The sequence below is a fragment of the Bradyrhizobium zhanjiangense genome (genome assembly GCF_004114935.1).
Classification (GTDB): domain Bacteria; phylum Pseudomonadota; class Alphaproteobacteria; order Rhizobiales; family Xanthobacteraceae; genus Bradyrhizobium; species Bradyrhizobium zhanjiangense.
Genome location: NZ_CP022221.1, coordinates 2,275,677 through 2,288,802, shown reverse-complemented (window position 1 = coordinate 2,288,802; position 13,126 = coordinate 2,275,677). Strand labels below are relative to the sequence as shown.

Below are 13,126 nucleotides of genomic sequence, written 5' to 3'. Positions count from 1 at the left end.
AATGCTCGGCCTGACGATATTGCCCGCCCGGTAATTATTCTTACCGTTATTACCGGGACTCTCATCTTGGTGACTGTCGGCTACAGCAACGAACAGATTGCACCCGCTTTTGGACTATTCGGAACGATCATCGGGTACATGCTTGGCCGTTTTGCCCAATCTGCGGCTGCTACTGCCCCAAGTGATTCTCAACAAAGCACTGCTCCCCAATCGTCGGGAAGGCGTCCGAATACCGAAGAAGTTAGGAGCGCAGCATGAATGTCGGCGCGAGCATTCCGGTCTACTTTCTGGTCGCAATAGGACTAGTGACGCATGCCGCCGCTGGGGATGCTGCAACGCCGAGGGCGCCGATCGGTCCTCGGGAAGGAGGAATAGCTCAGATAGCTCCTCCGTCTCTTATTTTGAACTCGCCACCTAAACCTGGTGATATTCGCATCAGGAATCCCGGTCCTTACACGCTAGTGTTTTCTTACTGGAACGGGCAGTCTGCATGGCAAACTCTATCGATTGAGCCTAAGCAGTCGATAGACTTTTCGTGTGCAAAATGCGGTGAGACGGTTTCAGTCTCATACCACGACGGAAAGGAAAATAAGACGATCAAGGCAACAACTGGCCGTACGTACCTATTTTGGCCTGGACAGGCGAATGCCTGGGTTCTGGTTTTAGCGTCTTCCGCGTCCGAGTAGCTGGGTCCGGGCCGAGTTCCCTGCTCTCGTTTCAGTCTGTGCGTAGCCGATGCGCTAAATTACCTATTCGTATACTGTTGCCGCCGAGCCGATGGCTCATCCAAGGGCGTGCCGATATCCAGCTGCTGCGCGGCTCGCAGTGCCCCCTCGTTCTTGCCTTGCGCGGGCTCCCTTTGCGTCGCCGGGACCTCTGCCCGAAATCCATCAGATCGCGACCTGTGGGGTGCTCTGGCGGAGTCCAGGGAGTGGGTGCCGCCCATCCCAGAGCTGGATAGGTGGACTCTGCTCCGTCTTGTTGTAGGGGTGCCTCCACTCCAGGAAGGGAGGCCGATAGGAATGGTCCGCGGGCGCATTCAACGTAAGCAGACCAATACGTTTCAAATCTCGATGCAAGGGCACATGGCGGATTGAAGAGACATTCTTGGTTGACCTTCCGCCCGTCCTGTCAATGTCGAAAAACCAATGCTTGGTGTCTTCATCCTGACGAAGGTCGCAGATGCGCAATTGAGCGATTTCGTCTAAACGCATTCCAGAAAGTAGGCCAATGAGCGGACCAGAAGGCCGCCTCTGCACCACCTCGAATACACCGGCGAGCAAAAAATCGCATTGAGGTCGGACTTGTCGAAGTGCTTGCGGGCGGTCTCATGGTGATCGACAGAAACCGTATGGCCTTTCCCACCGACCTGGTCGATCCTGTCGGAAAGGGTGAGCTCGGGGCCGATGTTGTGCAACAGGTCAACGGGTCGATCGGCCAAGCCGTTGGCATCATTCTTTGGGAGTCGAACGCACTAAAGCATGGAGCGATGGTTGGCTCGCAAAGCTGCGTGACGATCAGCGGCGTTGTGGGGCCGACGTTGCTCTCATTATCTCGCAGGCGCTTCCAAAGCATATCGAGCACTTCGATTTGGTAGACGGAGTGTGGGTCGCGCATCCGCGCTACGCCCTGCCCGTTGCTGTCGCTCTCCGCCAGACCCTAATCGAAGTAGCGGATCACGCCTGGCGCAACAGGGACAGAATACCAAGATGGAGCAGGTTTACCAGTATCTGACCGGGATCAAATTCCGACAACGGGTGGAAGCTGTTGTCGAGAAGTTCAACGACATGCGTGAGGACCTCGACAAAGAGCGCAAGTTCATGAGCCGCCTGTGGGCTAAGCGCGAGACCCAGATCCAATCCGTGATTGAATCTACCGTCGGGATGGTTGGTGATCTCCAAGCGATCGCCGGCAAAGCCATGCCGGAGATCTCGAGTCTCGATATCCCCTTGCTGGAAAACTCGACCGAGTTCGAACGGAAGGCCGGGTGATCGGCCGAGCCACAGAAGCTTCAGGGTGATCCTGCGTTGGGCCGCTCGCGAAGAGCCTCGCCATTAGTCTCCGGGGCGTCGTCAGGGAGCCGCTGCCTAGGTGTTCGAGCGCCTTGGCAGGGTGCTAAAGCTCGGCATCGCCGCGTTTCCCGCCGAACCTAGCAAGGTCGAGGACGCCGACGCCTACATCGCAGCCGTCAACGAGCGCTACACCTCCGACGCCTACCACTCCCTCTCGATCGAAGGCTATTCAGTAAGCGAAGAGCTCATCGAGCGGGTCAAATCCGGTCAGTGGAGCCCGGAAACGAACGAAAACGATAAGAAGCAAACCGGTGCAATGGCCGCGAAGGGCTACCAACTGGCTTTCGCCGAAGTGGTGAAGTCAGTGAGGAGCGTGCTCGACGGGGCAGATGCAGCGACAGTAGCAGAAGAGGACCATCTCAAGTGGTTTCGCTCCATGTTCGAACCGTCTGTCGCCGCGGGCCTGCTTAAGCCGGAGCGTCTTGCCGGCTATCGACAACATCTCCTGTTCATTACGAATTCCGGGCACGCTCCAACGGCCTGGGAGTCACTACCGGACGCCAAGGAAACGTTTTCGAATGCCTGCACGCCGAGAAGGATCCTCGTGTGAGAGCCGTCCTCGGCCATTTCCTATTCACCTTCATCCATCCGTTGCCGGACGGCAACGGCCGCTCGGGCCGCTTCCTCATGAATGTAAATGCTTGCCGAAGGTGGGTATCCATGGACCATCTTGCCGGTCGATAGACGAACTGAGTATATGCAGGCTTTGGAGGTTGCGAGTGTGAAAGGCGATATCACGCCGTTCGCGGCGTTCGTCGCCGATTGCGCCGTCTGGAACCTCCGCCTCCCAGGAGATTGCGGCCAGGCGAGGTGCAGGCCGAAGTCACCGAAGTCGGCGCCGGTCCCCGCCCTTCTCCTTGAAGATCGTGGGCGGCAAGGACGGGCTTCTCGCCCGCGCGATAGTGAGGAAGACGGTGGCTAGGTGTCGCGCGATCGGCATTCCGTGGTGCCGATCACTCAGATGCCATGATGCCGATTGCGATCGCGCCCATCGACAGCACGTGACTCCGGCGCGCAACCGAATGCCAATGTCCGTCTGCTGGTCATGACGAGACTCTCTCGCTGATTAGTGCGTCGGGCTCGTGAGAGACCCGTATGTCCTGCGGACAAGAGATCGACGTCACGGGTATCTTCCGCATTCGAGCAAGCCACCGAGTTTGCCTAAACCCGAATGCGACGACGCGTCATCCACTAAGGATTCGCGCGCCCCATCGGGGAATCCAGCTGGAGAATTTGGATCGAGAGCGCTCCGTCGCGAGAACATTGAATCCTTGGCGGTCCTCGCGACTAGAGCTCGCTTGGGCTACGCCAACACTGCAAGGATTCAACTACGCGCACGGCCTTCGGCTCTACGCATTTGCTACGGGTCCAAAGCGACGAAAATCACTAGACCTCGGTCGCCATCTAAAATATCGATATTTAATGGCTATTTGGTAGCGGGGGGCCGTTTTGACGGCCCACCCCCGGAAAAGCCCCTCCGGTTTGAGATTGTCCGGCTCGCTGCCTGAGGGGAGCCGGACTGCGGGAAGCAAATGAAACATCGCAAGCGCTGTTGACGCTCGGGACGCCCTCGGGGGGCGGCCTCGGCCGGCGGGGCCGCCCGACTGCCCTTTCGAAGACCGTCGGCGCCGGAAGCGGGGGACATCTCTGACATCCTACTCCGCGGCCGACACGTCGCTTCGACAGCGAAGCCCCCGCGAGTGCGTCCAAGCGGCTTCCGCGAGCTAAATTTACCCTGGAGGCCGCCGCCCAGGACTGCCGACATTTTTTTCTACCGTTTTCAATATCTTAATCAGGGTCTACGATGCTTCGACCGGCAGGTTTCGCGGGGGCAGTGGCTAGCTGGAACGCTGGCCAGCACCCCGTTGTTCACAAGGAAGCGTCCTTCGTAGCAGTGTCATCGCGCCCAAATATTCGTATAGGTTGTCCTGTTATGGCCAAGAGCGACCTCCTCATCTCCCTAGTGCGCGCCGGCGTTGCCGGCGATAAACCTATGCTGCGCTCGACGGTAGAAGCGATCGTGGCTGACGAGCGCGCGAAGAGCCATCACGCCTACGCCGACCGGCTCGAACGCGCGTTGCAAACCGTCGCTGTCACGCCGCCCAGCTTGGTCACCTCGCAACGCGCTGCAAACTTCGCGGGGCGCGATACAATTCTTGAAGTAACGCCACGTATCTCCCTCGACGATCTAGTCCTGCCCCTACCAGCACGGACTGAGGGGCTTCAGCTAATCGAAGAACATCTGCGCGCTGATGTGCTTCGAGCGAGCGGGTATGAGCCACGGCATCGAATTCTCTTGTCCGGCCCGCCCGGCAACGGCAAGACATCTTTCGCTGAGGCCATAGCTGATGGCTTAGCGTTGCCTTTTTTTGTCGTTCGCTACGACGCGTTGGTGGGAAGCTATCTCGGTGAAACGAACGCGCGCCTTCGCGCGCTCTTTGACTACGCCCGCACCCAGCCTTGCGTTCTATTCTTTGATGAGTTTGACGCCATCGGGAAAGAACGCGGCGACGATCACGAAACTGGTGAGATAAAGCGAGTTGTCTCGTTCTTGCTGATGCAGATCGACAAGCTGCCGAGTTATGTTGTGACGATCGCGGCAACCAATCATGCCGAGCTGCTTGATCGAGCGGTCTGGCGGCGTTTCCAGCTGAAGCTATCGTTGCCCGCACCTCAGGCTGCGGAAATTGCACATTTCATCGACCGAATTTTTGTTGGCTGGCCGGATCGGCCATCCGTAACGGCTCAAGAATTGGCAAGAAGGATCGAAGCGACATCTTACGCTGAGGTTTTAGACTTCTGTCAGAATGTACGGCGCCGCCAAATTCTTGGTCTCGGTGAGGTTTCCATCAATTCGGCAATTGCGGCTGAACTCGAAAATTGGTCAGCCCGAGTAAAACCAGAGAATATTTATGGCGGGCGATCCGACCAAACCACTGTTGCGACTGGAGCCGAGCAAGCAAACGCCAAGGCCGACCGGTCGTCAGCGAAACATCCCAAGGCCGACTAAGTTTTCCCCTGCTGCACAAAACGCTACGTTCGGGCCACGTTTTCGGCGGCTGGACGAAGCATTGCGTCGTGACCCCTCCGGACTGACCCTACGCGCCGACCAGTCCGCACTTGCGCCAGAGCGATTGCTTGTCTTTGAAGTACGCGGCGCCGTGGGCACCTTCGCCAATGCGATCAAGAAGGTTCCGGGGCTTGAGCTGATCGACGAGGAAGAGCTTGAGGGCGATGACCAAGATACGGCCCCCGAGGCTTATCTCTTGGTGCCGGACGCGGCCGCTCTACAGAACATTCTGACGCTTTGGAAGCGCTGGACGGCCGGGCAGGAGCTGGCCAGTGGGTTTACGCCGTGGCGCGATGTGTTCGCCACGCTGCGCGAGATAAGGACATGGGGCCCAAGCGACCGTGTCCACGAAGAAGACAGGGAAATCCTCGAAGAGGAAATCGAGTTGATGAGAGATGATGAATTACTCATCATCGAAATCGAACTCGTATTTCGATCGTCTGACGAGCATGCGGCTGCGGCCGAACTAAAGGTCGTCGAGGCGATTGCGGCGCTAGGCGGCGCACTGATTTCCAAAAGCCGGATTGCAGATATTGCCTATCACGCACTTTTAGCGCGATTGCCGGTACCTGCAGTTCGACAGATCGTGGAACGCTCTGATCAAGGCATCAGCGGCCTGGATGCCGTGATGCACATTCGTCCTCAGAGCGTCGCTCCACCGGAAAAGTCGGAAGATGCTGTGCAACCGCCAAGAGAACAAGAGATCCCGCCGGCCAATGGCGAGCCAATCTTAGCGATACTCGACGGCGTACCTGTCTCTCAGCATCCTCTCCTTCGCGATCGATTGAATATCGACGATCTGTTCGGACTTGAGCCCTCCGCTCTCGTGGCTGAAAGAATTCACGGCACGGCGATGGCGTCACTGATCGCGCATGGAGACCGGAACCTCTCCGAGTTGCCCTTGCCCCGCCGCATTCACTTTGTGCCTGTACTAGGTTCAAATGATCAATTTCCCAGAGATCGATTGGTTGTCGACTTAATCTACCGAGCCGTTACGAGCATGCGTCGCGACAACGATCCGACGGCCCCGTCAGTTCTGATCATCAATCTCTCCCTCGGCAACATCAGAAAGACGTTCCAAGGCAGGCTATCGGCTTGGGCGCGACTAATTGACCGGCTTGCCCACAAGTATGGGATTTTGTTCTGTGTCAGTGCGGGCAATCACGCCCAGCAATTTGATGTTCCGCCCTACTCAACGATGATGGAGTACGAGGCCACAGTTCAGCCGGAGCGTGGGACCCAAACGCTTACCGCGCTTTCGCAGTTGATAGGATATCGACGCCTCCTTTCGCCGTCCGAGACAGTCAACGGAATAACAGTGGGCTCGGCAAACATCGATGCAGTTAGCGCCGCCGAGCGTCGCGGCGCGATCGGACGAGTTGATCCGTTTCAGTTGATGGTCACCGCCAACCCATCCAGTGCCCTAGGGCCGGGCTTTGCGAATAGCGTGAAGCCAGACATCCTTATGCCGGGTGCACGCGAGCACTTGACGATGGTCGCGAGCGGGACAGCACTTGCGGTGAGGCCGACAGGAGGGGCCCGCCCGCATGGCTTGAAAGTCGCAGCACCGCCGCGCGACGGAACCAGCAATTGGGAACACTACACTTGCGGCACGAGCGCCGCATCGGCCTTGGGGTCACGAACGGCACATAGAATTCACGATGCGTTGGAGGCCACATACGGCGAGACGTTCATCTCCCTGCCACACGCTCACCGCGCCGTCATTCTAAAGGCGTTGCTTGTCCACACTGCGGCTTGGCCGCTGGACAGCGCAGAACTCATAAAGAGCGTCTTAGGTCCTGCCGACCCAAGACAGCACGTGCGGCAGAAGGATAACATACGACGCTTCTTAGGCTATGGGATTGTCAACGCCGAAGATGCAGTCTATTGCGCCGCCGATCGGGCGACATTCTGGGCTGTGGGAACGCTAGGGGCCGAGCAAAGGCGGTCGGTCGCCGTTCCGCTGCCCGCCTGCATGAGCGGACAGGCCCTGCCTCATTCTGTTCGGGCAACGCTTGGTTGGTTCACGCCCGTTCTACCGGGACGACAGTCGTATCGCGCGGTCAAGCTCTCGCTTATAGCTCCTGATGAGCTTGGTGGATTTCGCGTTCTGCCCAGCAAGAGCCAGCCTGACATCAATCAGGCCAGCAAGGGCACGGTGTTTTCTCGGCATTGGGACGGCGATAGAGCGCCAGCGTTGGCCACAAATTCTGCCATCGAGTTCGTCGTTCAACGGGAGCCTGATCGTGGAACGAAGATCGATGAACTAGTGCCCTTCGGACTAGCAGTGACGATCGCGATGCCCGGCATCGTCGAAATTTACGATCAAGCCCGAGCGCGCATTGCGCCTGCCGTACCGGTTCGTGCCCGCTAGATTATGCGCCACCTCAACTCTTCTTACCTAACGGTACTGTTTGCGCTAGCGCTTATCCCTCGAAGTTGGGCCGGCGAGCATTCAACCGAGACGCCGGAGTGCAAAGAGATAACAGCCCGGATCATCGAGCGAACGAACACGCATTTTGATCATTTCTCTCCTTCCGGCGGCAGCGTCTTCTTCAAGCGGCCGGACATGGTCCTGATCTGCGATCCTAAGTTCGTCACCTACATCTCGCTGAGCTGGGACGCGAGCAGCTTTCCTTCGAACCAATGGTTCGTGTTGGCCGCGGCGGCTGGCAGCGCGGTCACCGGTGTCGACCGAAAAGAACTTGAAGCCGCCGCTCGCCGGTGCCACCGCGTAGCGCTTAAGGAGACCGATGAACAAGCTGGCATCGTTCTTCCCAAGGCAACGGTTGGGTGTCAGGCATTCGCCAAAAACGGCGGAGGCGTCGTCGTAGATATTGGAATACCTGTGCGAAAGAACTGATATGAGAAGCTGTCATTCTATCGCGGGCGGCCGCCAAATCACGGTCGCTTCGATGTTGCGGCTACTACCTTTGGCATCATTTGAGTGCTCACAGCGGCTCAGGGGGATACATGATCGACAGGGAGCAACTGATCCGTACGGCATGGCTCGAACGGGGAAAGGCCCAGTGGGATCGGTCAGATAAAAGGAGGCCAATTTCTCTCTCGGCGACTGCCGAAACGCGGCCAGTCCAGCTCGGCGAAGTATCACCCGAATACGATGAACTCATCTTCAATTTGATGTGGACGGAATTTGAGGGCCGGCCCGCGCGCTGGATAGTCTGCGAGGGTGTTGTGGTCGAGGCTGTTTCGGGGCCTATGCCTCCGGAAGGAAGGGTGCCGAATTCCGACGATCGGCCTAGACACATAGCACCGTTATCCGGCGGCAGAACCGACAAAGCACAATCTGACCATTCTGGCTCTCCGCAGTTAACTATCTTCTCCGACAGCGACGGGGTTACTAATTGGCTGAAACAGCGGCCGATCGACATCGCCATTGTCTTCGTGAGCCGAGCGGCGTTGCGTATCTTTCCCGTGATGATCGAACTAGTCGGGCCACACAGATACCTCGAAAGCGACTATCTAGTTCGGGTTTTCCGCGCACTCGCAGCAGCACGGACGGTATCCGCCTATCCAAACCAGCAGGGTCGATTGTCACGTGACGCTCGCGCCGCCCTTAGTGGACTTGGTGATCTTAGGGCCCCTGCCCCGGTTCGGGCAGCCGCTTACGCGGCAGCCGCGGCAACCCATGAACCAAGCGTGGTGGAACATGCAATAGTAGCGGCTCGATATGCAATCAACGCGGTGGAAGCCGAGTACCCAAAAAACGAGCTGCTCAACGCGCTCACGGTAGATGCGGGCTTGTTTGGCGAAAGATTTAGCGCGGTTACTGTTGCGACCTCAAAGCTCTGGCCAGGTGAAATCCCTGTTTCAATTGCAGAGGGCTGGCGACAGCTGAAGCAGGAACTCCTCAAGCGAAACGAGGGCTGGGACGCGTGGACCGTTTGGTATGATGAACTTCTCGCTGGAGCGCCCCTCAACGCCGACCTTGAACTCATTCGCGCTGGCTTGCCTGAGGATGTATGGAATGCTGGCGCCAAGGCGGTTAACTTCGCCCTGCAACACTCGCCCTTCGACGTACGCTCAGAAGAGGTAAGCAACTCGCTGGAGCGATTACCTTCGCCCGACGCGATCCCGCCTCAAGCGAACATAGCAACCCAGTTTGCAATCAATCAAGACGGAAACCTAGATTTAGCTGATGATCCGCCAGCCGCCACAACTATGCAGGCCGAGCTGTACGTTGAAGTGAGAGACAAGGCGATTGCCTTCTTAGCACTCGGACACAATCAGATTGCCGATATGGTTGATCCGGTTGCACGCTTCTTGGAAGCAGCGCCGGCGGCGATGGCGGCCGTATCGATTACTCGGTTGTGGTCCAGAGGAAACTCGCTTCGACGGCGCCTCAAAGCTCACGACGTGGCGATTTCCGCCAATGATCCCGCAGACCCAGCAATTCTTACGCACCAAACTGCGGAGGCGCTTCGCGACTAGGTCGAATGCTATAATGTGTTTATTGTCGGTGACGCCAAGGGACGAGAGCTTGATTTGGCTCGCCTGGGTCCCCAAGACCGAGACCCCGCGAAGGCGATTATTGAAGCCTCTATACCAGTTGTCGACGCACTTAGCGATGAAGGAAGCCCCGCAACGCCCGCGGCCGTTGAGGCGTTCAAAGAACAGCTCAACGCGGCGCTAAGCGCAACGCCCGGCATCGATGGAGATCAAGCGATCGATCTGGCCCGCAAGACATCGGGAAACGCCGTCATCACCTTGGTGCGATCAGCATACGATCGCATAAGATCAGAGCCTGGCTTTGCGTGGAAAGAATACCGAGCTGGCGTCTATCGGGCTGTTGGTACTGCTACAGTTGCTGTATCCAGCGTCCCCATCGTTCAGTTCATCGCACAGAACGCCGAAGCGATTAAGACTTTCGTGGAACAAATGTTTCACAATCCAACCTTAATCCAGATTGTCGATATTATCGCCAAACTGGCATCGCACTTGTAGCCGCGATGCGGCAGCCAATAGGATGGTAAGCGAGAACGACTTTGATGAGCGTCGCAGCGACCACAAGATACAGCTTTACCGCCCAGTTCCTATGTGGGGCCGCGATCCTAGCCCGCCGTGCATATGGAGTAGAACGGCCATACGAGACGAACGAGCAGGCCGACGCTTCCATCTCCGAAGCGGATCGCTCTGAATATGTCGCATGCGTTGTAGGAGCTGTCACGCAAGCGGCGGCAGCGCTTGAGGCCGAAATCTCCGAAGTCGCAGTTCACGGTCCCGGGCACCACTTGGGCTCGAATGGACTTGATGCGTCTGCCCGCGATTTTCTGTTCCCGTTAGCCGAGACAATCGACGCCCACCAAACACTTCGCAGATACGATCTTGTCCTTCATCTTATTCGAAAACCCGCGTTAGACAAGGGTGCGCAGCACCTACCAAGATGCGGCGCTGCTTGTTAGGCTGCGGAACGAACTCATCCACTATAAATCCAAGTAGGGCGATGAGATGGATGCAGAGAGGCTGTTTTCCGCGCTAGAGAACTCAGCTTCGATAAGCCGATATTCATGTCTCAGCACGCAAATTTCTTTCCACATCGATTCCTGAGCGCTTCGCTCGCGAGCTGGTCCGTGACCACCAGCGTCAAGTTCATTGATGCATTCTATCATCGCCTTTCGATCGCTAGCCCTCTTGACGCGCACTCATCGCATTTGACCGTCACGCCAACGCGGCGGAAAAAGCTCAATTCGTTCTGAGTGGTCTCTGATTGGCCTCATTGCGGCGTGGATCAAAGTCAAAGAGGCACGGCCGGCATCTATGCATCGCTTGTCGAACAGCCGGCACAAAGAAGGATCGTTGGCTCGCGCGCAACTCTTAGCGTTCTTGAGAGCGTTAGCTGTGTTGCATGCCGACGTTGCAGCGGGTGCTGAAAACCGGTCGCGCCAGCGTGATCGATGGCGACACGATCGAAATCCACGGCACGCGCATCCGATTGTGGGGCATCGATATCTCAATTGCGACCGTTGTTACGCGGTCGCGTATCGTCATCGCAATCGTCCAGGTCGGCCTGCTCAGCTTCGGTCGGCGGCCTAGTATTGCGCGCAGAAAACACCCGCCCTATCACTTCGACGCAATCTTTTCCTGTGCGCGGAGCGTGTGCGAACTGCCGCACATGCTCGGTTTTCCAATAAATCAAGGCAGCGCAGACCACGAAAAATGCCACAGCTAAAAGGTTTGCTTGCGTATTCGCAGACATCAATTCCCCCATTCCCGTACTCGCCATTTATCACACGGACCACGGTCCGGGCGAGATCGTTTATGACACGCGGTCGTGGTCGAGTAGCTCAGCCATTCGGCTTTTGCCCTCACAGATCCGGGCGGGCGGCTTTCCCGCACCCGGCTCTTCCCGAGGGTAACCCGCGTCATATCCGCGCCTGCGCCCATGTGCGAGTGATGCGTGGAGTTGGCAGGCGGAAGCGTGCCGTCAGGGTCTCGAACTCCGGCCAGCCCATGCGCCGACTTTTCTGGCTACGCCGTCTCAGACAACGCAGCCAGGTCCGACGCACTTCGCGGTAGAAGCCGTTGAGCGCTGGATAATTGTGCGGCCTGCCATAATAGCCATAGTGCCCGCGCAGAACGGCGGCGAACCACTCGTGCTGCGTTGCCAGTGGCGCGTGCATGAGCCGCCAGGCCTCCTGGCGCAACGCCGTCAGCTTGCGCGTCAGGCGTTTCCCTTCCGTCTTGTGCTTCACGATGAACCGGCCATCTCGGGTCCGCCCGCAGTAGTGGACAAAGCCGAGGAAGGCGAAGGTCTCTGGCCGCCGCTCGCCCCGCCGCTGACGCGAGAGGGCCGCGAACCGGCCAAACTCGATCAGCCGCGTCTTGTCCTCATGGAGCCTCAGGCCGAAGCCGGCCAGCCGCGCCTTGAGGGCCAAGAGCATTTCCCGCGCATCTGCCTTGTTCTCGAAGCCCATGACGAAGTCGTCCGCGTAGCGCACGATCACGATACGACCGCGTGCGCAGCGACGACGCCATTTCTGGGTCCAGAGATCGAGGATGTAGTGCAGGAAGATGTTGGCAAGGAGCGGGCTAATGCCCGCCCCTTGCGGTGTGCCCCTGTCCGTCTCTTGCTTCTCGCCGCTCTCAAGAACGCCGGCTCGCAGCCACAGCCCTATGAGCTGCAAGATGCGAGGATCGGCGATCCTGTGCGCCAGCATCCGCAACAGCCACTCGTGGTCGACCGAGTCGAAGAAGCTGCGTATGTCGGCATCGAGCACCCAGTTCACGTGCTGGCTCATGATCGCTGTATGCAGAGCATCAAGCGCCATATGAGGATTCCGCCCCGGCCGGAAGCCGTAGGAGAATCCGAGGAAGTCGGCCTCGTAGACGGCGCTCAGCACCTCGGCCACCGCGCTTTGGACAATCTTGTCCTCTAGCGCCGGCACGCCGAGAGGCCGCTTACCGCCGTCGGCTTTGGGGATGTAGACACGCCGCACCGGCTGTGGCCGGTAGCGACCGGTGTGGACCCGTGAGCAGAGGTCGCGGAGGTTATCCGTCAGCCTCTCTTCGTACTTCGCCACCGTCACCCCATCGACCCCCGCGCTGGCCTGCCGCTTTTGTCGTCGAAACGCCCGAAGAAGAGCGTCTTCGTCGACATGGTGCAGCAGGGCCGTGAACCGGGTTTGGGCAGCTTGCTTGGCTGCCGCGTTCACCCGCTTGAGGTTCGGCGGCAAGGTAACCCGGCTCTGTGTCCGTACCCTGGCCTCCTCGCGCAGGCTCCCCTCGGGCTGGTCCCTTCCCTCCATGCGTCTCGTTACCTTCGACGACTTCACAGGTAGTATGGACCAGTCCGACTCCCGACCTCAGCTCGGACAACGGCTCTGGCAGTGCCTTGCCGCTGTCCCCCGCTGGAGACCAATCCAGCGGACCCGGTCGGGCCTCTCATGTTCCGATGATTACCTTCCATGCGTGATGCGGCCATCGACCCCGACGGAGCGGCATCGTCTCGCATATCGACGATGCT

Annotated in this window: 9 protein-coding genes and 1 pseudogene; 9 read left to right on the top strand and 1 reads right to left on the bottom strand. The window is 58.4% G+C overall.

Annotation, left to right across the window (positions count from 1 at the left end):
• Positions 1-1,348: 1,348 nt before the first annotated feature.
• From XH85_RS10935 to XH85_RS46275, 9 genes and pseudogenes are all read left to right on the top strand, one after another.
• A pseudogene (locus XH85_RS10935) lies at positions 1,349-1,991 on the top strand (DUF2130 domain-containing protein); the annotation flags it as partial.
• Between the two features lie 100 nt (positions 1,992-2,091).
• Positions 2,092-2,622, top strand: a complete 531-nt coding sequence (locus tag XH85_RS46285; RefSeq protein WP_245473966.1) for a Fic family protein — start codon at positions 2,092-2,094, stop codon at positions 2,620-2,622.
• Entirely contained in the window at positions 2,553-2,756 is a 204-nt protein-coding gene (locus XH85_RS46280) for a Fic family protein (RefSeq protein ID WP_338025663.1), read from the top strand. Before XH85_RS46285 ends, XH85_RS46280 begins: the two co-directional genes overlap by 70 nt.
• 1,249 nt (positions 2,757-4,005) lie before the next feature.
• Positions 4,006-5,082 (top strand): AAA family ATPase, encoded by a 1,077-nt coding sequence (locus tag XH85_RS10925; protein WP_128931893.1) that lies wholly within the window; start codon positions 4,006-4,008, stop codon positions 5,080-5,082.
• Entirely contained in the window at positions 4,985-7,516 is a 2,532-nt protein-coding gene (locus tag XH85_RS10920; RefSeq protein ID WP_128931892.1) for a S8 family peptidase, read from the top strand. The genes XH85_RS10925 and XH85_RS10920 overlap by 98 nt, the downstream gene beginning before the upstream one ends.
• A 3-nt stretch (positions 7,517-7,519) precedes the next feature.
• Positions 7,520-8,005 carry a hypothetical protein gene (locus tag XH85_RS10915; protein ID WP_128931891.1) on the top strand — a complete coding sequence of 162 codons (486 nt, stop codon included), beginning with the start codon at positions 7,520-7,522 and terminating at the stop codon, positions 8,003-8,005.
• A 110-nt stretch (positions 8,006-8,115) separates the two neighbouring features.
• Positions 8,116-9,594, top strand: coding sequence for a hypothetical protein (locus tag XH85_RS10910; protein WP_128931890.1), 1,479 nt, complete (start codon positions 8,116-8,118; stop codon positions 9,592-9,594).
• A gap of 15 nt (positions 9,595-9,609) precedes the next feature.
• A complete protein-coding gene (locus XH85_RS10905; RefSeq protein ID WP_128931889.1) occupies positions 9,610-10,107 on the top strand; it encodes a hypothetical protein in 498 nt (165 codons plus the stop codon).
• Between the two features lie 901 nt (positions 10,108-11,008).
• On the top strand, positions 11,009-11,332 hold the full coding sequence (locus tag XH85_RS46275) for a hypothetical protein (RefSeq protein ID WP_245473461.1): 324 nt from the start codon (positions 11,009-11,011) through the stop codon (positions 11,330-11,332).
• A gap of 193 nt (positions 11,333-11,525) precedes the next feature.
• On the opposite strand, the gene ltrA is transcribed toward XH85_RS46275, so the two are convergent.
• Complete coding sequence (gene ltrA / locus XH85_RS10895; RefSeq protein ID WP_245473963.1) at positions 11,526-12,836, bottom strand: group II intron reverse transcriptase/maturase; 1,311 nt, start codon at positions 12,834-12,836, stop codon at positions 11,526-11,528.
• Positions 12,837-13,126 lie beyond the last annotated feature (290 nt).